At 54.0% G+C, this 22,518-nt stretch carries 22 protein-coding genes; 14 read left to right on the top strand and 8 right to left on the bottom strand.

The genetic code is table 11. The features are described 5' to 3' along the window. Positions 1-34 precede the first annotated feature (34 nt). A complete protein-coding gene (locus OGY10_RS23370) occupies positions 35-1,117 on the top strand; it encodes a cellulase family glycosylhydrolase (RefSeq protein WP_032941555.1) in 1,083 nt (360 codons plus the stop codon). Here OGY10_RS23370 and emrD read toward each other — a convergent pair. The 3 genes from emrD to tisB all read right to left on the bottom strand — a co-directional run bounded on the left by emrD (position 1,044) and on the right by tisB (position 3,466). Then, positions 1,044-2,228 (bottom strand): multidrug efflux MFS transporter EmrD, encoded by a 1,185-nt coding sequence (gene emrD, locus OGY10_RS23365; RefSeq protein ID WP_008786527.1) that lies wholly within the window; start codon positions 2,226-2,228, stop codon positions 1,044-1,046. The genes OGY10_RS23370 and emrD overlap by 74 nt on opposite strands. 191 nt (positions 2,229-2,419) lie before the next feature. Beyond that, positions 2,420-3,253: an EamA family transporter gene (locus OGY10_RS23360; RefSeq protein WP_079934375.1), complete on the bottom strand. Its 834-nt coding sequence runs from the start codon at positions 3,251-3,253 to the stop codon at positions 2,420-2,422. 123 nt (positions 3,254-3,376) lie between these two features. After that, a complete protein-coding gene (gene tisB, locus OGY10_RS23355; RefSeq protein WP_003023909.1) occupies positions 3,377-3,466 on the bottom strand; it encodes a type I toxin-antitoxin system toxin TisB in 90 nt (29 codons plus the stop codon). Between the two features lie 523 nt (positions 3,467-3,989). Here tisB and ivbL point away from each other — a divergent pair. From ivbL to ilvN, 3 genes are all read left to right on the top strand, one after another. Further along, complete coding sequence (gene ivbL, locus OGY10_RS23350) at positions 3,990-4,088, top strand: ilvB operon leader peptide IvbL (protein WP_003827118.1); 99 nt, start codon at positions 3,990-3,992, stop codon at positions 4,086-4,088. Between the two features lie 107 nt (positions 4,089-4,195). Beyond that, a complete protein-coding gene (ilvB, locus tag OGY10_RS23345; RefSeq protein ID WP_032945438.1) occupies positions 4,196-5,884 on the top strand; it encodes an acetolactate synthase large subunit in 1,689 nt (562 codons plus the stop codon). Between the two features lie 3 nt (positions 5,885-5,887). Continuing rightward, positions 5,888-6,178 carry an acetolactate synthase small subunit gene (gene ilvN, locus OGY10_RS23340; RefSeq protein ID WP_003023914.1) on the top strand — a complete coding sequence of 97 codons (291 nt, stop codon included), beginning with the start codon at positions 5,888-5,890 and terminating at the stop codon, positions 6,176-6,178. Position 6,179: 1 nt separating this feature from the next. On the opposite strand, the gene OGY10_RS23335 is transcribed toward ilvN, so the two are convergent. Further along, positions 6,180-6,965: a DeoR family transcriptional regulator gene (locus OGY10_RS23335; RefSeq protein ID WP_003827122.1), complete on the bottom strand. Its 786-nt coding sequence runs from the start codon at positions 6,963-6,965 to the stop codon at positions 6,180-6,182. 324 nt (positions 6,966-7,289) lie between these two features. Between OGY10_RS23335 and rbsK the strand changes: the two genes are divergently transcribed. The 7 genes from rbsK to uhpT all read left to right on the top strand — a co-directional run bounded on the left by rbsK (position 7,290) and on the right by uhpT (position 15,697). After that, positions 7,290-8,210 (top strand): ribokinase, encoded by a 921-nt coding sequence (gene rbsK, locus OGY10_RS23330; RefSeq protein ID WP_003827124.1) that lies wholly within the window; start codon positions 7,290-7,292, stop codon positions 8,208-8,210. Positions 8,211-8,237: 27 nt separating this feature from the next. Then, entirely contained in the window at positions 8,238-9,554 is a 1,317-nt protein-coding gene (fucP, locus tag OGY10_RS23325) for an L-fucose:H+ symporter permease (RefSeq protein ID WP_003827126.1), read from the top strand. 11 nt (positions 9,555-9,565) lie between these two features. Continuing rightward, entirely contained in the window at positions 9,566-10,579 is a 1,014-nt protein-coding gene (locus tag OGY10_RS23320) for an aldose 1-epimerase family protein (RefSeq protein WP_032945437.1), read from the top strand. Positions 10,580-10,732: 153 nt separating this feature from the next. Then, positions 10,733-11,326 (top strand): response regulator transcription factor UhpA, encoded by a 594-nt coding sequence (gene uhpA / locus OGY10_RS23315; RefSeq protein ID WP_003023923.1) that lies wholly within the window; start codon positions 10,733-10,735, stop codon positions 11,324-11,326. Further along, positions 11,323-12,825, top strand: coding sequence for a signal transduction histidine-protein kinase/phosphatase UhpB (uhpB, locus tag OGY10_RS23310; RefSeq protein WP_286577506.1), 1,503 nt, complete (start codon positions 11,323-11,325; stop codon positions 12,823-12,825). Before uhpA ends, uhpB begins: the two co-directional genes overlap by 4 nt. A gap of 9 nt (positions 12,826-12,834) precedes the next feature. Further along, positions 12,835-14,163 carry an MFS transporter gene (locus OGY10_RS23305; protein ID WP_008786521.1) on the top strand — a complete coding sequence of 443 codons (1,329 nt, stop codon included), beginning with the start codon at positions 12,835-12,837 and terminating at the stop codon, positions 14,161-14,163. 142 nt (positions 14,164-14,305) lie between these two features. Then, positions 14,306-15,697 carry a hexose-6-phosphate:phosphate antiporter UhpT gene (gene uhpT, locus OGY10_RS23300; protein WP_003023929.1) on the top strand — a complete coding sequence of 464 codons (1,392 nt, stop codon included), beginning with the start codon at positions 14,306-14,308 and terminating at the stop codon, positions 15,695-15,697. 47 nt (positions 15,698-15,744) lie between these two features. Here uhpT and OGY10_RS23295 read toward each other — a convergent pair whose 3' ends face one another. Continuing rightward, complete coding sequence (locus tag OGY10_RS23295; protein ID WP_286577503.1) at positions 15,745-16,650, bottom strand: LysR family transcriptional regulator; 906 nt, start codon at positions 16,648-16,650, stop codon at positions 15,745-15,747. A gap of 105 nt (positions 16,651-16,755) precedes the next feature. Here OGY10_RS23295 and OGY10_RS23290 point away from each other — a divergent pair, with 105 nt between their 5' ends. From OGY10_RS23290 to nepI, 3 genes are all read left to right on the top strand, one after another. Continuing rightward, positions 16,756-17,208, top strand: a complete 453-nt coding sequence (locus OGY10_RS23290; RefSeq protein ID WP_003827141.1) for a DUF1198 family protein — start codon at positions 16,756-16,758, stop codon at positions 17,206-17,208. Positions 17,209-17,307: 99 nt separating this feature from the next. Further along, positions 17,308-17,832 (top strand): SRPBCC domain-containing protein, encoded by a 525-nt coding sequence (locus OGY10_RS23285; RefSeq protein ID WP_071444550.1) that lies wholly within the window; start codon positions 17,308-17,310, stop codon positions 17,830-17,832. 141 nt (positions 17,833-17,973) lie between these two features. Beyond that, a complete protein-coding gene (gene nepI / locus OGY10_RS23280; protein WP_008786516.1) occupies positions 17,974-19,167 on the top strand; it encodes a purine ribonucleoside efflux pump NepI in 1,194 nt (397 codons plus the stop codon). 61 nt (positions 19,168-19,228) lie between these two features. Here the strand turns inward: nepI and OGY10_RS23275 are convergent, their stop codons facing one another. The 3 genes from OGY10_RS23275 to gmuD form a co-directional block, all read right to left on the bottom strand. Beyond that, positions 19,229-20,608 carry a carbohydrate porin gene (locus OGY10_RS23275; RefSeq protein ID WP_008786515.1) on the bottom strand — a complete coding sequence of 460 codons (1,380 nt, stop codon included), beginning with the start codon at positions 20,606-20,608 and terminating at the stop codon, positions 19,229-19,231. A gap of 205 nt (positions 20,609-20,813) precedes the next feature. Continuing rightward, positions 20,814-21,116, bottom strand: a complete 303-nt coding sequence (locus tag OGY10_RS23270) for a PTS lactose/cellobiose transporter subunit IIA (RefSeq protein ID WP_008786514.1) — start codon at positions 21,114-21,116, stop codon at positions 20,814-20,816. A 12-nt stretch (positions 21,117-21,128) separates the two neighbouring features. After that, on the bottom strand, positions 21,129-22,511 hold the full coding sequence (gene gmuD / locus OGY10_RS23265; protein WP_267458523.1) for a 6-phospho-beta-glucosidase GmuD: 1,383 nt from the start codon (positions 22,509-22,511) through the stop codon (positions 21,129-21,131). Between the last annotated feature and the right edge of the window lie 7 nt (positions 22,512-22,518).

The raw sequence follows: 22,518 nt of genomic DNA, 5'->3' as shown, positions 1-22,518 counted from the left end.
GAAAAAGCGTGCTAAATACGTGATATCACTCCTGATGATTTGCGTAAGGACGACCGTGTTAAAGCCGATTGTTTCCCTTTTACTGTTGGCCAGCGCCACCGTGTGTGCCGCGCAACCTGTGTTGACGGCGGCGCAGTATGTGCAGCAGCTTGGGGTTGGGATGAACGTAGATTGGGCGCGTACCGATCGGGGCATCCGTGAATTCGATCCGCTGGTGGTGCGGGATTATAAGGCGAAAGGGTTGACCCACGTGCGCATTCGCGTGGCGGGTGAGCCTACGGAGGCGCGGCTCATTCATCTGCGCAAGCTGGTGGAAGCCTGCGAGCAGTATGGCGTGATCCCGATAATCGCCTATCAGGCTGACGAGTATAAAAAAGACCCCAGTGCCAGTAACGAAAAAGAGGTGGTTAACTGGTGGGTGGCGGTGGCGCATTACTTTGGCCAAAGCTCGCCGTTGCTGGGTTTCGACCTGATTTATGAACCTGCCGATAAGCTCAACCATAATCAGGCGTCGCTCAATAGGGTGTATGACAAAACCATCCGTACCATCCATGCCATCGATCCACAGCGAATGATATTTATCGCGCCGAAACTGCATGCCGCTCCTGAAGATTTGCCCAACCTAAAGTTGCCGCCGCAAAGTCAGAATACCGTGCTGGCCCAATGGCATATTTTCCCGTGGGGGCCGCTGAAAAATAACGGTAAATACCCGTGGACCTCAGGGACAGCGGCAGAAAAGGCCGCCATTCGCGCCCGTATCAATACCGCCATTCACTGGCAGCAGAAAACCGGTCATGTTAGTTGGGTAGGAGGCTGGTCGCCGGGAGAAACCATCAGGAATGCGCCTTCTGCCTCGCAAATGGCGTTTGCCCGCTTTATGGCTTGCGAGCTGAAGAAAGCGAAAATTCCCTATGCTATCAATGCGGATACGCAGTTCTATGATGGTGAGGAAGGGGCATGGAGACCGGCGCTGGAGCCGTTGTTGAATACCATGATTGCCCCTGAGTGTGAAAAGCCCGGCGAGAAGCCGGGCCATCATACGCTTAAACCGCCTGTCCCTGATGCGACACGCGTGACGCCAGCGGAAGCCAGCAAACAAAAATCAACAGCCCCATAAGGGTCATCAGCAGGCCCAGACTGGCTTGCCCGGTCTGCGGCAGCATGGCAGAGAACCACGCCAGCACGCCGGAACCAATGTTCTGTAATCCACCAACCAGCGCACCAGCAGTACCGGCCAGGAACGGGAAAGGCTCCATTGCGCCGCTGGTTGCCAGCGGAAACAGCATCCCGGCGCCGAAGAAAAACAGTGCGGCGGGAACCAGCAGCGTCCAGACGTTCATCACGTCGAACAGACCAGGGATCCACATCATCAAACCGGCGACCAGACAGCAGATAACTGACTGCCACATTAGCGTCGAGAAACGCTTATTCGGGCGACCGGCGAACCAGGCACCAAAAAACGCCGCCGGAATGGGCAGAATAAACAGGATACTGACCACCATGCTGCTTAAGCCGAGACGCGCGCCTAACAACACCCCGGAACAGGCTTCGAAGACCGCAACGCCCGCCAGGCCGCCGATCAGCATCAGCACGTAACAGGTGAAAGAGCTGTTGCCAAACAGCGTTTTGTAGCTGGCGATAAGCAGTGGACGCGGCGCACCTGCGGGGCGCGTTTCCGGCATCCAGCGCGCCATGCTAAACGTGACGCCTGCACACAGCACCAGCAGGAAGATGTAACAGGCGCGCCAGTTCCACAGGGTATCCAGCATACCGCCAATCAATGGTGCCAGCAGTGGGCTAACCAGAATCCCCATGTTTAACAGGCTGTTCGCATGGCGTAACTGCGTGCCTTCATACAAATCGCGCGGTAACGTTCGCGCCATCACGCCGCCGACGCCTGTTCCCATCCCCTGTATTGCGCTGGCGATAATCAATACCGTCAGGCTGTGGGTGGTTATGGCGACCAGCGTAGCCAGCATAAAAATGGACATCCCGGCGAGGATCACCGGGCGGCGGCCAACGCGATCGGAAAGTGGGCCGTAAATCAGTTGTGACAGGCCGTAGGTCAACAGATAGGCGGCCATCACGCTTTGCACCGCCCCTTCGCGAACGTTCAGTTCACGCGCCATATCAGCAATCGCGGGGATATAAATGGTTTGCGCCATCTGACCTACCGCCACCAGTAATACCAACATCAACAACAAATTGACGCTTCTATGCCTTTTCATTTCGCTGATTACTTTTCAAAAAGTGAAAAAATAAGAATAAGGTGCTGCACTTTCCCGTAAATGCGCGTGGAATCTACCACAACAGAAAAAGAAGGCCAGATAGTGGGCTGGAATGTTTAAACGATGGACGGCAGGAAATGTAAACAAAAAGCGGCAACAAATGTTGCCGGATTGCATCGGGTTTACAGAGGTCATGATAAGCGTAGCAAAACTGCGCCTATGGCAATGCCTCCAGCCGCAACGAGACGTATTCCGGCAACCTTCTCTTTCAGTAGCAGCCACGCGAGCAGCGCGCCAAACAGGATGGAAGTTTCACGCAGCGCAGCGACTACCGCCAACGGAGCCTGAGTCATGGCCCACAGCGCCAGACCGTAAGAACCCATTGTGCCAATCCCGCCAAGAATACCTTTCTTCCACTGCTGTACCAGATAGCGCGACGCTTCCCGGCGTCGGGCAATCATCGCCCAGCCCAGCAGGCAGGAGCCGTTCAGAAAGAAGGTCCACAGCGTATAACCCAGCGCGGTTTCTGATAAACGTACGCCGGTGCCATCAACCAGCGTATATCCGGCGATAAAGCAGGCGTTAATGAGCGCCAGCACGATCCCGCGTTGCGAGCTGCTGCGTCCGTTAAACGCCATGCCGAGGATCGCCAGACAGATCGTGGCAATCCCCACCCAGGCTAGAACAGAGAGGCTATCGCCAAGAAACAGGACGCTGATAATTGCGACCAGCAGCGGCGCTGTGCCGCGCATTAACGGATAGGTCTGGCTCATATCCGAAACCTGATAGGTTTTGGCGACCAGGACGGTATATACAATTTGCAACGCAGTTGAGACGGCTAAAAACGGCAGGCTGGCGGCGGAAGGTTGCGGCGCAAAGGGTAAGAAAATCAATGCCATAATTGCGGCAGAACCGCTGACACCGATCGCTGAGTACAGTTTATCGTTTCCAGCTTTAACAATGGCATTCCAGCTGGCATGCAGCAGCGCGGCGAACAGCAAAATGCAGAAAACAGAAAGCGTCATGGTGGAATTCTTCCCTGAGAATGTCATAAAAACGTAACATATTGGCGCGACACAAGCACCAGGGAGAAGGTGAAAGGGGAGCGGAGTGTTACCCGCCCCCCTTAGGTGCGACTTGAATCCGAATTACTTAACGTATTTCAGAACGGCATCAAGTAGTTGCAGTGCTGCAACAATGAGTTTGAGGATAAGAATAGCGATATCCACGAGGCTCATACGCTCTCCTTTTGGTACAAGGAGCACGGTGCTGACGTACCTCGCCGCTGCCTGTTGCCAGCACCTTTGTTGACATAACACAGTGTGCTCACACGGGGGTTAAGGCGCTGACGGCACCACCCGTTTCAGCCAGGACTTTGATGCGCCGGTTTACGATGCGGCCCCCGCATAACACATTGCGTACCGAGACATTATAGATAAATACTGTATAAATTAACAGTATTTTATGGACGTTACGCTATTCATGTTCCATACTCGAAACCATCAAAATTCGTGCCGAAATTGCGTGTTCTTCGCAGAACGCGTATACTTTTTTCGTTGACATAACACAGTGTGTTCGGCGGCTACCAACCGCACAGCACTGAAAAAAAACCTCGCTCCGGCGGGGTTTTTTGTTTTTCAGCAATGCACAACGAAATGTGATCGTTGACGCATTTTTATGCAGATGAAAATTTTTCCATTGTCACGCTGAAAAACCTGTGTTTGTATAAATCCAGTTAATCAACAAACAGACAGGTCCCTAATGAACCCTTCCATGCTGACTGCGACCCTACTAAAAACTGCGCCATCTCGCGCAGCGGTCGTCGTGCGTGTGGTGGTGGTCGTCGGCAATGCGCCGTAGGGTCCGAATCAACACACGATTCCAAAACCCCGCCGGCGCAAACCGGGCGGGGTTTTTCGTTTCAGAGACCTGCCCGGAGCAAAGGCCCAGAATAAAAGGACTGGAGCATGGCAAGTTCGGGCATAACATCCAAGCGTACGCGTTTTACGGGCGCAGAATTCATCGTTCATTTCCTGGAACGCCAGGGGATTCAGGTTGTTACCGGTATTCCCGGCGGATCGATTCTTCCCGTCTATGACGCCTTAAGTCAAAGCACGCAAATCCGTCATATCCTGGCGCGCCACGAGCAAGGAGCAGGGTTTATCGCGCAGGGAATGGCGAGAACCGATGGCAAACCCGCCGTTTGTATGGCCTGCAGCGGACCGGGCGCAACCAATCTGGTGACCGCCATTGCCGATGCGCGTCTGGATTCCATCCCGCTGGTGTGTATCACCGGGCAGGTTCCGGCTTCAATGATCGGCACCGACGCCTTCCAGGAAGTCGACACCTACGGCATCTCTATCCCCATCACTAAGCACAACTATCTGGTACGCCATATCAGTGAATTACCGCAGGTCATGAGCGATGCGTTCCGCATTGCGCAGTCCGGACGTCCAGGCCCGGTGTGGATAGACATTCCTAAGGATATTCAAACCGCCGTTTTTGACATTGAAGAGATGCCGGAGCCTGCACAGAAAATGGAGGCACCAGCGTTCAGCCAGGACAGCATTCGCGATGCCGCAGCCATGATTAACGCCGCACAGCGTCCGGTGCTGTACCTCGGCGGCGGCGTGATTAACGCACCTGAGCGCGTACGTGAACTGGCGGAAAAAGCGATGCTGCCCACCACTATGACCTTAATGGCGCTCGGTATGTTGCCGAAAGCGCATCCGCTGTCGTTAGGCATGCTGGGCATGCACGGCGCGCGTAGCACTAACTTTATTCTGCAAGAAGCGGATTTATTGATTGTTCTGGGCGCACGTTTTGATGACCGGGCGATTGGTAAAACGGAGCAGTTCTGCCCGAACGCCAAAATCATTCACGTGGATATCGACCGCGCGGAGCTGGGTAAAATCAAACAACCGCACGTGGCGATTCAGGCGGATGTCGATGAGGTTCTGGCACAATTGATCCCATTAATTGACGCGCAGCCGCGAGAGTCGTGGCATCAGACGGTGGCCGATTTACAACGTGAATTCCCTTGCACTATTCCGCAGGAAAGCGACCCGCTCAGCCACTATGGATTGATCAACGCCGTGGCTGCCTGCGTAGACGATAGCGCCATTATCACCACCGACGTAGGCCAGCATCAGATGTGGGCGGCACAGGCTTATCCGCTGAACCGTCCGCGTCAGTGGCTGACCTCCGGCGGTCTGGGAACTATGGGCTTTGGCCTGCCAGCGGCAATTGGCGCGGCGCTGGCCAATCCAGACAAGAAAGTGCTGTGCTTCTCCGGCGACGGCAGCCTGATGATGAATATTCAGGAAATGGCGACAGCCAGCGAAAATCAGCTGGATATTAAAATCATCCTGATGAATAACGAAGCGTTGGGTCTGGTGTATCAGCAGCAGAGTCTGTTCTATAAGCAGGGTGTTTTTGCCGCGACCTATCCGGGGATGATTAACTTTATGCAGATAGCCGCCGGGTTTGGTCTCGAAACCTGCGATCTGAATAACGAAGCGGACCCACAGGCAGCGTTGCAGGAGATTATTAATCGCCCTGGGCCTGCGCTGATCCACGTGCGCATCGATGCCGAACAGAAAGTGTACCCGATGGTGCCGCCGGGTGCGGCAAACACAGAAATGGTGGGGGAATAAGCCATGCAACAGCAGACACATGACAACGTAATCCTGGAACTCACCGTACGCAACCATCCGGGCGTAATGACTCACGTTTGCGGGCTGTTCGCCCGCCGCGCGTTCAACGTAGAAGGCATTCTCTGTCTACCGATTCAGGACAGCGATAAGAGCCGCATCTGGCTACTGGTCAACGACGATCAACGTCTTGAGCAGATGATAAGCCAGATCGACAAGCTGGAAGATGTGGTGAAAGTGGCCCGCAACCAGTCCGATCCGTCGATGTTTAACAAAATTACCGTGTTCTTTGAGTGAGTTAGTCGCCGTCTGAATCTGGGGTGATCACTTTGACAGAGCCGTTCCGGCAGTGGGTTGCGTAATCTGCCGGTAACGGACGGTCGCTTATCAGTACGTCAAAGGTGGAGAGTGGACCAATGCTGGCGGGGGCGACCTCATCGAACAGGGCGTGCCGCGTCAGCAGAATTTTGCGTAATCCGCGTTCCATCGCTTTGCGTTTTGTGGCCAGATCGTCCGGATTGAACCAGCTAACGCCGAAATGCTCATGGACTCCGCTGGCGGAGATAAAGACTTTCCGTGGGTTGAGTGCATCCAGCGGGGAGGGATTGCTGGTGTCGTAAAAGGCGTCACTTTTCGCCCGGTAGGTCCCCCCGCAAAGAATCGCTGTGGCGTTGGGCTTTTCATTTAGCGCTACGAACACCCGGTGCGAGTAGCAAATCCCGGTAAAGGAAATATCGTCCGGGATCATGCTGACCACCAACGGCATTTCCGCACCATTATCAAAAAAGACCAGATCATTTTCACTCACCAGTCCCGCAGCCAGAATGGCAACCGGTAAATCGTCGCGGTGATACTGTTTTTGCGCGGGGAGTGGCGCGTTAACGATGGCAGCAGGTTTGTTCACCATCACAATGTAACCACCGAGCAGCGTGAGTGGTAACGGTTCGTCATCCTGACTGAGATCCCGACGAATAGTCATCACGGAAACTTCCAGCATTCGTGCCGCCTCTTTCAGATGGATTCGGTCGGTCTTCTTCAACAATTCCATCAGACGTCGAATACGTTCTTTTTGCTTAGTTTCCATGTGCTTCTCCACGAATCATGTTCCCATGTTCCTTCAGTAACATTTTTGTGTTTCTGAGAACATGACATTGCCACATTACTATACGTCTGACTATCCGGAAATAAAAGCGTGTTTTTTCACGTTTTATTGATTATATCCAGTTAATTTTCAGTCAATTGTAAGCAACTTCATCATTTGTATTGTGATGTGGGTGTAACGTTTAGTGCAATAAATAAACAATAAAATGATCTTCCAATCGCGATCCTAGTCACAAATGATACGAAAGTAACATGATAATGTTATTTTAATATCATTGTTGTGTGATTGTTTCTGAGAGGTAGTAAAATGGATATCGCGGTTATTGGCTCCAACATGGTGGATCTCATCACCTACATCAACCAGATGCCCAAAGAAGGGGAAACGCTGGAAGCGCCGGCGTTCAAAATTGGCTGCGGGGGCAAAGGCGCAAATCAGGCCGTTGCGGCCGCTAAGCTCAATTCCAAAGTGCTGATGCTGACAAAAGTCGGTGATGATATTTTTGCGGATAACACTATTCGCAATCTCGAATCCTGGGGAATTAATACTACCTATGTCGAAAAGGTACCCTGCACCAGCAGCGGTGTCGCACCGATCTTTGTTAATGCGAACTCCAGCAACAGTATTCTGATTATTAAAGGAGCGAACAAATTTCTCTCCCCGGAAGATATCGATCGTGCGGCGGAAGATCTGAAAAAATGTCAGCTTATTGTCCTGCAACTGGAGGTGCAGCTGGAAACCGTTTATCACGCGATTGAATTTGGCAAAAAACACGGTATTGAAGTGTTACTAAATCCCGCCCCTGCATTACGGGAATTAGATATGTCTTATGCCTGTAAATGTGATTTTTTTGTGCCGAATGAAACCGAGCTGGAAATATTAACCGGTATGCCAGTAGATACTTATGACCATATTCGCGCAGCGGCACGTTCTCTGGTTGATAAAGGTCTGAACAATATTATCGTCACCATGGGTGAGAAAGGTGCGCTGTGGATGACGCGTGACCAGGAAGTCCATGTTCCAGCGTTTAAAGTGAACGCTGTCGATACCAGTGGCGCAGGCGACGCTTTCATCGGTTGTTTTGCTCACTATTACGTTCAAAGCGGTGATGTGGAAGCCGCCATGAAAAAAGCCGCTCTCTTCGCTGCTTTCAGCGTTACCGGGAAAGGCACTCAATCATCTTATCCAAGCATCGAACAATTTAATGAGTTTCTTACCTTAAACGAATAATACTCCTGCACTGTAAAAGGTAGCACTATGAACGATAAAAACATCATTCAGATGCCTGACGGCTATTTGAATAAGACCCCTCTGTTCCAGTTTATTTTGTTATCCTGTTTATTCCCGTTATGGGGATGCGCAGCCGCATTAAATGATATTCTGATTACGCAATTCAAAAGCGTATTTTCACTCAGCAACTTTGCCTCGGCATTAGTTCAGAGTGCCTTTTATGGCGGTTATTTTTTAATTGCGATTCCAGCATCTCTGGTGATTAAAAAGACCAGTTATAAAGTCGCCATATTAATGGGGCTGACCCTTTATATCGTTGGGTGTACGCTCTTTTTCCCGGCATCGCACATGGCCACCTACACCATGTTCCTTGCGGCGATTTTCGCGATTGCGATTGGTCTGAGCTTCCTGGAAACAGCAGCCAACACCTACAGCTCAATGATCGGCCCAAAAGCGTATGCCACTTTACGCCTGAACATCAGTCAGACTTTTTATCCTATTGGTGCGGCTGCTGGCATTCTGCTAGGTAAATATCTGGTCTTCTCTGAAGGTGAAAGCCTGGAAAAACAGATGGCCGGGATGAACGCTGAGCAGATCCATAACTTTAAAGTGTTGATGCTGGAAAATACCCTTGAGCCATACAAGTACATGATTATGGTACTGGTTGTGGTGATGGTGTTATTCCTGCTGACTCGCTTCCCGACCTGTAAAGTCGCGCAAACCACGAGTCATAAACGCCCGTCAGCGATGGATACACTGCGTTATCTGGCCAGCAATGCCCGTTTCCGTCGTGGAATTGTGGCGCAATTTCTTTATGTGGGGATGCAGGTCGCGGTGTGGTCATTCACCATCCGTCTGGCACTGGAATTAGGTGATATCAACGAGCGAGACGCCTCAACCTTCATGGTCTATAGCTTCGCCTGCTTCTTTATCGGCAAGTTTATCGCCAACATTTTGATGACGCGCTTCAATCCGGAAAAAGTGCTGATTCTCTATTCCATTATTGGTGCGCTGTTCCTCGTCTATGTTGCACTGGCGCCAAGCTTCAGCGCTGTGTATGTCGCAGTGCTGGTGAGTGTCCTGTTTGGACCCTGCTGGGCGACAATCTATGCGGGTACGCTTGATACCGTGGATAACGAGCATACCGAAATGGCGGGTGCCGTCATTGTCATGGCGATTGTCGGCGCGGCGGTGGTTCCGGCGATTCAGGGCTATGTGGCCGATATGTTCCATTCATTGCAACTTTCGTTCCTGGTTTCCATGCTGTGCTTCGTGTACGTCGGCATCTACTTCTGGCGTGAAAGCAAAGTGCGCAACAACCTGGCTGAAGCGACAGTTTCCTGAGGAGAGCGATCATGACAACACGTATAACGCTGTGGCGAGAACTCTTTGCAGAGCATCCGCGAATCTTACTGAAGAATAACGACTTCACGGTTACCGCATTTCGTTACGCCAGCGGAGTGGAAGGGCTGAAGGTAGAAAACAGTCGTGGACATCTGGTTATTCTGCCCTGGATGGGGCAGATGATCTGGGATGCTCAGTTTGATGGCCATGACCTGACCATGCGTAACATGTTCAGTCAGCCGAAACCGGCGGCGGAAGTGGTGGCGACCTACGGCTGTTTTGCCTTCCACTCAGGTCTGTTGGCAAATGGCTGCCCATCACCAGAGGATTCACATCCTTTGCACGGTGAAATGGCTTGTGCCGCGATGGATGAAGCTTGGCTGGAGCTGGAGGGTGAGAATTTGCGCGTGGGGGGACGCTATGAGTATGTGATGGGGTTCGGTCATCATTATCAGGCGCATCCTGCGGTGGTAATGCACAAAGCGAGCGCGCTGTTTGATATTCAGATGGCGGTTACCAACCTCGCCTCAGTGGCAATGCCGTTGCAGTACATGTGCCATATGAACTATGCCTACGTACCGGAAGCCACCTTCAGCCAGAATATTCCGGATGAGGCCATGAAGCTGCGTGAGTCGATACCCGCGCATGTTAAGCCGACTGAGCAGTGGCTGGCGTTTAATCAGCGGATTGTACAGGGCGAGGCTTCTCTGGCGCGGCTCAATGAACCCCATTTTTACGATCCGGAAATTGTCTTCTTTGCTGACCAACTGGACAGGTACACTGATAAGCCAGAATTTAGCATGATCGCGCCTGATGGCACCACGTTCGTTACGCGTTTCTCCAGCACGGAGCTGAATTATGTGACGCGTTGGATCCTCTACAACGGCGATCAACAGGTTGCGGCATTCGCCTTGCCTGCAACCTGTCGACCTGAAGGATTCCTGGCAGCACAACGCAATGGCACCTTGATTGAAATAGAACCGCAGCACACCCGGACATTTACAGTCACAACTGGCATAGCCTGATCGCTCAAGGCTTGAACACCAAAGCACTTATCGTTAAGGTAAGCGCTTTTGCTGGGTGGCGGCATTAATGCCTTATCCGGCCTACAACGGCACCCGCCCGTAGGCCTGATAAGCGTAGCGCCATCAGGCATGCCTTAGCGCCAGGATGAACCCATGATTACCGTTGCCCTTATTGACGACCACCTCATCGTCCGCTCCGGCTTTGCCCAACTGCTGGGGCTGGAACCTGATTTGCAGGTGGTCGCTGAGTTTGGCTCAGGCAGTGAGGCGCTGGCGGGATTACCGGGACGCGGCGTGCAGGTGTGTATCTGCGACATCTCGATGCCTGATATCTCTGGTCTTGAACTGTTAAGCCAGTTGCCAAAAGGAATGGCGATTATCATGCTTTCTGTCCACGACAGCCCGGCGCTGGTGGAGCAGGCGCTCAACGCGGGCGCGCGTGGTTTCCTTTCTAAACGTTGTAGCCCGGATGAGCTGATCGCGGCGGTGCATACCGTAGCGACCGGCGGCTGTTACCTGACGCCGGACATCGCCGTCAAACTGGCGGCCGGTCGTCAGGATCCTCTCACCAAACGTGAACGTCAGGTGGCGGAAAAACTGGCGCAAGGTATGGCGGTCAAAGAGATTGCCGCTGAACTGGGTCTGTCGCCGAAAACGGTGCACGTGCATCGCGCTAACTTGATGGAAAAGCTGGGGGTCAGCAACGACGTCGAACTGGCCCGCCGGATGTTTGACGGCTGGCAATGAACACGCTCTGTTCCCGGTTAATCACCGTTGTTGCCTGCTTTTTTATCTTCTCCGCCGCGTGGTTTTGCTTGTGGAGCATCAGCCTGCATCTGGTTGAGCGCCCGGAGCTGGCGGTACTGCTGTTTCCGTTTGGCCTGCGTCTGGGGTTGATGCTGCAATGTCCGCGCGGCTACTGGCCGGTGCTGCTGGGCGCGGAATGGCTGCTTCTTTTCTGGCTGGCGCAGGAAGTGGCGCTGGCCCATTTACCACTTTTGATGATCGGCAGCTTCCTCACGTTACTCCCGGTGATGTTGATTTCGCGATACCGCCATCAGCGCGACTGGCGCACGCTGTTGTTGCAGGGCGCGGCGCTCACGGCGGCGGCGTTGCTGCAATCGCTGCCCTGGCTTGGGCAAGGTGAAGAGGCGTGGAACGCGCTGCTGCTGACGCTCACCGGCGGATTAACGCTGGCGCCGATCTGCCTGGTGTTCTGGCACTATCTGACCAGCACGACCTGGCTGCCGCTGGGCCCGGCGGTGGTGTCGCAGCCGGTGAACTGGCGCGGGCGGCATCTGGTCTGGTACCTGCTGCTGTTTAGCGTCAGCCTGTGGCTACAGCTCGGTTTACCCGCCGAGCTTTCGCGCTTCACGCCGTTTTGCCTCGCGTTGCCGATCATTGCGCTGGCCTGGCACTACGGCTGGCAGGGGGCGCTGATTGCGACGCTGATGAACGCCATCGCGCTGATTGCCAGCCAGACCTGGCACGATCATCCCGTCGATCTGTTGCTCTCGCTGCTGGTGCAAAGCCTGACCGGGCTGCTGCTCGGTGCGGGTATTCAGCGTCTGCGCGAACTTAACCAGTCGCTGCAAAATGAATTAGCACGCAACCATCGTCTGGCGGAACGCCTGCTGGAAACCGAAGAGAGCGTGCGCCGGGATGTGGCGCGCGAACTGCACGATGATATCGGCCAGACCATCACCGCCATTCGCACCCAAGCGGGTATTGTTCAGCGGCTGGCGCCAGAAAACGCAGGGGTGAAGCGCAGCGGGGCGCACATCGAACAACTTTCTCTCGGCGTGTACGATTCGGTGCGTCGCCTGTTAGGCCGTCTGCGACCGCGCCAGCTGGACGATCTCACGCTGGAGCAGGCCATCCGCTCACTGATGCGCGAAATGGAGCTGGAAAGTCGCGGTATCGTCAGCCATCTCGACTGGCGAATTGATGAATCTGCACTTAGCGAAAGCCAGCGGGTGACGCTGTTTCGCGTCTGTCAGGAAGGGCTGAACAATATCGTTAAGCACGCCAACGCCAGCGCGGTGACGCTTCAGGGCTGGCAACAGGATGAACGGCTAATGCTGGTGATTGAGGACGACGGTAGCGGCCTGCCGCCAGGGTCGAATCAACAGGGATTTGGCCTCACTGGGATGCGTGAACGGATTAGCGCCCTCGGCGGAACGCTCTCGATTTCCTGTACGCACGGCACGCGGGTCAGCGTGTCGTTACCCCAGCGATATGTGTAAGGCGCGGTCATGTTTTCGTTTTTAAAAGCTCCGGCCAGTGCGCCGCTCATTACTGATAAGCGTGAAGTGGATGCCCTCTACCGCTACTGGCGGCGGCATATCCTGACCACCATCTGGCTCGGCTACGCGCTGTTCTATTTCACACGCAAAAGCTTCAATGCCGCCGTACCGGATATCCTCACCAGCGGCGTGCTGACTCGCAGCGACATTGGGCTGCTGGCGACGCTGTTTTACATCACCTACGGCCTGTCGAAGTTTGTTTCCGGTATCGTCAGCGACCGATCTAACGCTCGCTATTTTATGGGCATCGGACTGATTGCCACCGGCGTGGTAAACATTCTGTTTGGATTCTCCACCTCGCTATGGGCCTTTGCGGTGCTGTGGGCGCTGAACGCCTTTTTCCAGGGCTGGGGATCGCCGGTCTGCGCGCGTTTATTGACCGCGTGGTATTCGCGTACTGAACGCGGCGGCTGGTGGGCGCTGTGGAACACCGCGCACAACGTCGGCGGGGCGCTGATCCCTATCGTGATGGCGGCGACAGCGCTGCACTACGGCTGGCGCGCCGGGATGATGATCGCCGGTCTGCTGGCGATTGTGGTGGGGATTTTTCTCTGCTGGCGGCTGCGCGACAGGCCGCAGGCGATTGGTCTGCCGCCAATTGGCGACTGGCGGCATGATGAACTGGAAATTGCCCAACAGCAGGAAGGCGCTGGGCTAAGCCGCAAAGAGATCCTCACCCGTTATGTGCTACTGAATCCTTATATCTGGCTGCTGTCACTGTGTTATGTGCTGGTGTACGTGGTCCGTGCCGCGATTAACGACTGGGGCAATCTGTATATGTCGGAGACACTTGGCGTTGATTTGGTCACTGCCAATACCGCCGTGACCATGTTCGAACTGGGCGGCTTCATCGGCGCGTTGGTCGCGGGCTGGGGCTCGGACAAGCTGTTTAACGGCAACCGCGGTCCAATGAACCTGATTTTCGCCGCCGGAATTTTGCTCTCCGTTGGCTCGCTGTGGCTAATGCCGTTCGCCAGCTATGTGATGCAGGCCGCGTGCTTCTTCACCACCGGATTCTTCGTCTTCGGCCCGCAGATGCTGATCGGCATGGCGGCGGCGGAGTGTTCGCACAAAGAGGCGGCGGGCGCGGCAACCGGATTTGTCGGGCTGTTTGCTTATCTGGGGGCATCGCTCTCCGGCTGGCCGCTGGCGAAGGTGATGGAGGTCTGGCACTGGACCGGATTCTTTGTGGTGATCGCTATTGCGGCGGGAATTTCCGCGCTGCTGCTGCTGCCATTTTTAAACGCCCAGGCTCCGCGCGAACTCAACGAAGCGTGATGTACCTCACCTTTTTGCCCCGAGTGGAGCAAAACTAAGAAATTTTCCCGGTTTCACCTGGACGCTGTCTCAGGCGCGTCTTCCGGCTGATTTTTACAATGCCTGCTATTCGCAGGTATAAAAATTAGCTCGGGAGTGTCAAATGCTGGCCTTTCTAAACCAGGTGCGCAAGCCGACCCTGGATCTGCCGCTCGATGTGCGGCGCAAAATGTGGTTCAAACCATTCATGCAGTCCTATCTGGTGGTCTTTATCGGCTACCTGACCATGTACCTGATCCGCAAAAACTTCAACATCGCGCAGAACGACATGATCTCCACCTACGGGCTGAGCATGACGCAGCTGGGGATGATTGGCCTGGGCTTCTCCATCACCTACGGCGTGGGTAAAACGCTGGTTTCCTACTACGCGGACGGCAAAAACACCAAGCAGTTCCTGCCGTTTATGCTGATCCTCTCCGCCATCTGTATGCTTGGCTTCAGCGCCAGCATGGGCGCGGGTTCAACCAGCCTGTTTTTGATGATCGCTTTCTACGCGCTGAGCGGTTTCTTCCAGAGTACTGGTGGCTCATGTAGCTATTCCACCATTACTAAATGGACGCCGCGTCGCAAGCGGGGTTCCTACCTCGGCATGTGGAATATCTCCCACAACCTCGGCGGTGCGGGTGCGGCGGGCGTGGCGCTGTTTGGCGCTAACTATCTGTTCGACGGTCACGTCATCGGTATGTTTATCTTCCCGTCGATTATTGCTCTGATTGTTGGCTTTATCGGCCTGCGCTACGGCAGCGACTCCCCGGAATCTTATGGCCTCGGTAAAGCCGAAGAGCTGTTCGGTGAGGAGATCAGCGAAGAAGACAAAGAAACCGAAGAAAACGAGATGACCAAATGGCAGATCTTTGTTGAGTACGTGCTGAAAAACAAAGTGATCTGGCTGTTATGTTTCTCGAACATCTTCCTGTACGTAGTGCGTATCGGTATCGACCAGTGGTCCACAGTCTACGCCTTCCAGGAGCTGAAGCTTTCCAAAGAAGTGGCGATTCAGGGCTTTACCCTGTTCGAAGTGGGCGCGTTGGTCGGTACGCTGCTGTGGGGCTGGCTCTCTGACCTGGCGAACGGTCGTCGTGCGCTGGTGGCCTGTGTAGCGCTGGCGTTGATTATCGCCACCCTGGGCGTTTATCAGCACGCCAGCAACCAGTACGTTTATCTGGCTTCGCTGTTTGCGCTGGGCTTCCTGGTGTTTGGCCCGCAGCTGTTAATCGGCGTTGCGGCAGTCGGATTTGTGCCGAAAAAAGCGATCGGCGCAGCCGATGGGATTAAAGGCACTTTCGCTTATCTGATTGGTGACAGCTTCGCCAAGCTCGGTCTGGGGATGATTGCCGACGGCACGCCGATTTTCGGGCTGACCGGCTGGGCAGGCACCTTTGCTGCGCTGGATACCGCCGCCATTGGCTGTATCTGCCTGATGGCCATCGTGGCCGTGTTTGAAGAACGTAAAATTCGCCGCGAGAAAAAGATTCAACAATTGAAAGTAGCTTAAGTTAAGTGTGCATTGGTAACTTTTGCCCGCCTTAATGGCGGGCTTTTTTATGCTCTCAACTGGCTGGTTTCATGTACCAGATTGCGCAGCCACTGATGAGCGGCATCGCGATGCGTGCGTTCATGCCAGGCCATGCTTTTTGTAAAACCGGTTATGGGCAGCGGGGGCGGTAAAACGTGCATACGGGTGTCGTCATACGCCAGACGGGCAGGAACAACGGCAATCATATCGCTGATAGCGAGGATGTCCGGCAATACCAGGAAGCTGCTAACTGACAAACCAATCTGCCGTTGGCGTCCGACGCTTGCCAGTGCCTCATCGGTGACGCCCCAGAAACTTTCACCCTCAAAAGAAACCAGCACATGCTCCAGCGCGCAGAAGCGATCGAGCGTCAGCGGTCCCCCCGCATCAGGATGCGCATGACGCATGAGACAAACGTACTCTTCATCATATAACGCCCGGCTGTGCAGGTTGTCGGGCGTGGAATCCGGCGTCAGCAATGCCAGGTCGATTTTCCCCTGCTCAAACTGTGTGGTGAGCAGCACTGGCTCAACCGGGATCACTCGTACACGAATGCCCGGTGCGCGCATGCGAAGCGCGGCAATAAATGGCACGATAACCGCTTTGAGCGCGTAATCCGTAGCGGCGACGGTAAAGGTGAGCGCTGCGGTGAGCGGGTCAAATTGTGTCGGTTTAAGCAGGATATCGATATCGCTGAGGATTTGTTTGACCGGGGCGGCCAACTGTTGGGCACGCAGCGTCGGAACAATGCCATGCGGTGTGCGACTAAACAGCGGATCGTCAAAATAGTCGCGCAGGCGGTTGAGCATACCGCTTACCGCAGGCTGGGTGAGCGACAGCCGCTGCGCCGCCCGGGTTACGCTGCGTTCATCCAGCAGGGCATCCAGCGTTTTTAACAGATTGAGATCGAGCGTTCTGATATCAGATTTCATGATGTCTGCCTGCGAGTTCGATAAGTCACATTATGACACGTTCAGTCGTCGACAGAGGTGAATTTGCCGCTATGATGGGCGTCCTGTCTGGTAATGGATGTGCGCATGATTTGGATAATGCTGGCCACGCTGGTGGTTGTTTTTGTGGTGGGATTTCGGGTACTAACGTCCGGGTCGCGGCGGGCAATTCGCCGTCTGAGCGAGCGGCTGAACATTGATGTCGTGCCGGTAGAATCGATGATCGATCAGATGGGAAAAGTACAGGGTGAGGCTTTTTTACAGTACCTCCACCGTCCTGATGAATCGCATCTACAAAATGCTGCCCAGGTGCTGTTGATCTGGCAAATCGTTATTGTCGACGGCAGTGAGCAGAACTTGTTGCAATGGCACCGCTGGCTGCAAAAAGCCCGGCTGGCTGCACCGATTACCGACGCGCAGGTGCGTCTGGCGCTCGGTTTTCTGCGCGAGATGGAGCCGGATATGCAGGAGCTTAATGCGTTCCAGATGCGCTATAACGCCTTTTTCCAGCCCGAGGATGGCGTGCACTGGCTGCACTGATATCAAAATTTATGATGACGACTATTTTGAATCGTCATTATCTTTATATCTTACGCGAAAGCATGATGTACCTCGTTAACTCACACGACGAGGTACATCATGAATCAAGCGACTCAACAACGTGCAATTATCTGGCCTGCAGCGTATCTGCCGGGGACGACTGATAACTTTGCTTCAAATGAAATTATCGTTGCCGGACTGAGCGCCCGTGCCGTCTGGGCACAGCTTAATGATACAACGCGCTGGCCGACGTATTACAGCAACGTAGCGGATATCCGTTTTCACGACGGTTCCGGTCCATTGTTAAGCATGGATGCCCGCTTTCGTTTTACGACTTTTGGTTTCCCCATCGAAGCGCAAATCACTGAGTATGTGCCGCCGGTTGACGGCCAGGCCGCGCGTGTTGCCTGGCATGGCTGGGCGGAAGGCGACGCCACTACACGTCTGGATGTGATCCACGCCTGGCTCTTTGAGGATTTACCCGGCGGGCGCGTACGTATTCTGACCCAGGAATCACAAATTGGCGTTCCGGCACAAGAACTGGCACTTACGCTGCCCAATCCGATGATCAACGGTCACCAGGAGTGGATAACCGGCCTGGCCCGGGCTGCGCGTGACGCTTAATTGAGCCAGAAAGGGCTCTCTGTCCTGGGCCGGATAAGGCACAGCCGATCTCCGGTGAATAGTTGTCAAAACGTTAAATACGTCACAAATTTAATGTTACACTGCGTAACTTTTCTACAATAACCCCACGCAGGTAGCAAAATGAGTGAAGCTGTTGAACAAAAATCCCGCGCTGAGGCAAATTCCCGACCTAACTGGTCGGCGGTATTTGCCGTGGCGTTCTGCGTTGCCTGCCTGATAACCGTTGAATTTCTCCCCGTTAGCCTGTTAACGCCGATGGCGCAGGATTTGGGGATTTCTGAAGGCGTGGCCGGGCAATCGGTGACCGTGACGGCATTTGTCGCCATGTTCGCCAGCCTGTTTGTGACGCAAATTATTCAGGCGACCGATCGTCGCTATGTGGTGATCCTGTTTTCGGTGCTACTGACGCTTTCCTGTCTGCTGGTTTCCTTTGCCAATTCTTTTTCGCTGCTGCTCGTTGGCCGCGCCTGCCTCGGTCTGGCGCTTGGCGGCTTCTGGGCGATGTCGGCGTCGCTGACCATGCGTCTGGTTCCTGCACGTACGGTGCCGAAAGCGCTGTCGGTTATTTTTGGCGCGGTCTCCATCGCGCTGGTAATTGCCGCGCCGCTGGGGAGCTTTTTGGGCGGCATTATCGGCTGGCGTAACGTGTTTAATGCGGCGGCGGTAATGGGCGTGCTGTGCACGATTTGGGTGGTGAGAGCGTTGCCTTCGCTGCCTGGTGAACCTTCGCATCAGAAACAAAACATGTTCAGCCTGTTGCAGCGTCCTGGGGTGATGGCCGGGATGATTGCCATCTTCATGTCCTTTGCTGGTCAGTTCGCCTTCTTTACCTATATTCGCCCGATCTATATGAATCTGGCGGGCTTTGACGTTGATGGCCTGACGCTGGTGCTGCTGAGCTTCGGTATTGCCAGTTTTGTTGGTACGTCGTTCTCGTCGATGATTTTGAAGCGTTCGGTCAAACTGGCGTTAGCCGGTGCGCCACTGGTGCTGGCGCTCAGTGCGCTGGTCCTGATCCTGTGGGGCAGCGACAAAGTGGTCGCGGCGGGTATTGCGATTATTTGGGGGCTGTTGTTTGCGCTGGTACCGGTCGGCTGGTCGACGTGGATCACCCGTTCGCTTGCCGATCAGGCAGAAAAAGCCGGATCCGTCCAGGTCGCCGTGATCCAGCTTGCCAATACCTGCGGGGCAGCGGTGGGAGGCTATGCGCTCGATACCCTCGGACTGCTGTCGCCCCTGATGCTTTCCGGCAGCCTGATGCTGCTGACGGCGCTTTTGGTGGCAGCGAAAGTTCGCATAAAAGGTATGCAATAATCTCGGTGTTGTTCGCCGGATAAGGCGTTCTCGCCGTATCCGGCACTTCACGACTCACTAATCAGAACCATGCTTCCCACATGGCACCAAGGTTAAAGTCGTCCAGCGTTTCATCCTGCGTGCCGTTGACCCGCGCGGTGCGATCGTTATCCACCTTGCCGCCGGTGACGTAGAAGCGCAGCATCGGGCGGAACTCTGGTCCCATGGCGATCGACATGTTCTGCGACAGCGTCAGTTTCCAGCCGTGGTTATCCCCGCCGTTGTCGTAATCTACGCGCTGATAGCCCGCTTCCAGCCAGGTGGAGTGAACGTCGTTCCAGAAGTACATTGGACGCACAATCGCGCCGTAGTTCTTACGGTTATCGCTCTTATCGGTGCTGTTGTCGTAATCATGGAATGCTAACAGGTATTCCACCTGCGCCTGGCGGGTAAACTTATGACTTCCCTCGAAGCTGGCGTAAACCGTAGTCAGGTCGTCGGTTTTGTTATAGACGCTGTTGTCGGAGTTATCAGAATAACGGGCAATCACTTTATTCACGCCGCTGTCGTTGGTGTGGCTCAGCACGAATGCGCCCTGCCAGGCTTTCAGGCGGTCATCGCTCTCGACGGCTTTGGAGTCAAAACCGTAGTTGGCGTAGATCTCCAGATCCAGCGGGCCCACTTTCATATTGTGAATTTTTGACGTCACAGCGTAGTTGCCTTTATCGCCGGTACCGGAACCGCCGGTACAGGTAATACGCGATGGGTTGGCTTCGTCTTCCATCACTTCCGGGCTGCACGATTCAACTGCGGCAACGGTGGCGACATCAAACTGTACGCCGCCGATGTCGAAGTTCTTCACCCCGGCGCCCTGGCCGTCGTGGTTCATCCAGAAGTAGTCGTTGATACCCTGTTGCGGACGCTGGTGGAAGTCGCGGCCTGCCCAGATATAGGCGTTGGGATTGGATTCCAGTACGTTGGTGACGCCCGCGTAGGCTTTTTTCAGGTTAACTTCGTCGCCCCAGTGGTCGATCATCACGTTGATGTCCCAGATGGCGCCGTTATCGCTTTTGAACGCTTTTGAGAGCTGGAACTCGCCGCCGTTGCCTTCGTTACCCAGGCGACCGATAGCGGAAGCACCGTTGTAGGAGCCATCAACGCCAACGTATTTCTGATCGCCGCTCTGGAAATGCGCGCCGTAACGCGCATAGCCGCTGAATTTCACACCGAACGGAATAGCCATATCCGGCGATTGCGCCGCGCTTTGCGGCTCGTTAATGACATCGGTTTTTTTCGCCACGGCGGCGTCCATTTTTGCCTGACGCTCAGCCAGCGCTTTATCGACGGCTTTGGCAACGATGGCATCGATTTGTTCTTGTGTGAATTCCTGTGCGAGGACAGAAATTGGGCACAGCGCGGCGACGACCGCCAGCGTGACTGGAAGTTTTTTTATCATGTTCATGGTTATCTCATCGACACTTTACCCTTCAGTTTGCGTAGAGCATTCTGAATAAGCGTGTGCATTAATTTATTTTAAGATAATAACCATCCCGTCTCGGTTTAATTTGCTATCACCAAAACAAGTTGATTTGTCTATTTAATAACGGGTACAGGGCTGCTTTATTTAATCGTAATGCTTTCTCCGTTGTTGAATGTGTAATTAACGATTAACGCTGATACAGATGAATAATTTCTTCTGACAGTTCGCGGGCTAATAACGACGTCATTAAGTGGTCCTGCGCATGCACCATAATTAATGTCATTGGTTGCCGGGCTTCCCCGGCGTCCTGTTCGATCAATTTGGTTTGCATGTGATGAGCCTGACGGGCGTAACCGTCAGCCTCACGAAGCAGGCTTTTTGCCTCGTCAATATTGCCAGCGCGCGCGGCATGCAGCGCTTCAAAGCACAGACTGCGGGACTGCCCGGCATTGACGATGATTTCCATTACTGCTTCTTCTAATGCAATCATGTTGTTCTCTTCCTAATCGAATCCGTTATTTTCGGCGGTCTGGGCAAACCATTCGCCGCTTTTTTTCACCGTACGTTTTTGCGTTGCTAAATCTAACTGAACAAAACCGTAGCGGTTTTTATAGCCGTTAAGCCATGACCAGTTATCAATAAAGGTCCACATATGGTAGCCAAGACAATTACAGCCTTCGCTAATTCCTTTATGTAGCCATTTAAGATGATCAGAGACAAATTCAATACGGTAGCTGTCGTTGATTTGCTCTTGCTGAATAAAACGCTGCTCATTCTCGACACCCATACCGTTTTCAGAAATAAAACAGCGCGGGTTGCCATAATTATCACGCAGATTGGTAATAATATCGTAAATACCCGGCTCATAAATTTCCCAGCCACGGTAGGGGTTCATTTTCCGCCCCGGCATTTCGTAATAATCAAACAGCCACTCCGGCATAAACGGTGCATCCGGGTTGACGGCGCTATCACGACATTTCACGCGACGCGGCTGATAGTAGTTGATGCCGAGCAGGTCGATTTTGCCCTCGGCGATTAACTGGCTGTCGCCTGGCTGACATGTTGGTAATTGATCATACTCCTTCAGCAGCTCAACCAGATCCGCCGGATATTCACCCTTCAGCACCGGGTCGAGGAAGCTGCGGTTAAACAGCAGATCCGCATAGTGTGCGGCTTTTACATCCGCCGGATTTTGTGAGCGCGGGTAGGAAGGCGTTAAATTCAGCACCACGCCGATTTCACCGTCATGGTTTGCGGCACGATATGCCCGAACCGCCGTCGAATGCGCCAGTACGGTGTGATACGCCACGGTGGCTGCACGTTTGAAATCCACCACATTAGGGTAATGGAAGTCATACAGATAGCCGCCTTCAACCGGGACAATTGGCTCGTTAAAGGTAAACCAGTGCTTAACCCGGTTGCCGAACAATGTAAAACACGTTTGTGCATAGCGGCCAAACGCCTCGACCACTTCACGGTTTTCCCAGCCACCTTTCTCCTGCATCACCATCGGCATGTCGAAATGAAACAGGGTGATAAATGGCGTAATGCCTTGTGCCAGCAGCTCGTCGATGACGTTGTTATAGAACTCGACGGCTTCAGGATTAACCTCGCCGGTACCGTCCGGAATCAGGCGCGACCAGCTCAGAGACGTACGGAAGCTGTTGTGCTTCAGCTGTTTGAGCAGTGCGATGTCCTGTTTCCAGTGCTGATAAAAGGTCGAGGTAGTTGCCGGGCCAACTCCCTGATGGAAACGACCTGGCTGACGGTCGAACCACACGTCCCACGTGGTCTGGCTTTTGCCGCCGTTCAGGCTATCCCCTTCGGTTTGCAGCGCTGAGCAGGCACTGCCCCACCAGAAGTTTTCAGGAAAACGGTATCTCATTGTTCTG

This window comes from Citrobacter sp. Cpo148 (assembly GCF_030332375.1).
Classification (GTDB): domain Bacteria; phylum Pseudomonadota; class Gammaproteobacteria; order Enterobacterales; family Enterobacteriaceae; genus Citrobacter; species Citrobacter portucalensis.
The sequence above is the reverse complement of the archived record's forward strand: the minus strand, read 5'-3'. Positions and strand labels throughout refer to the sequence as shown.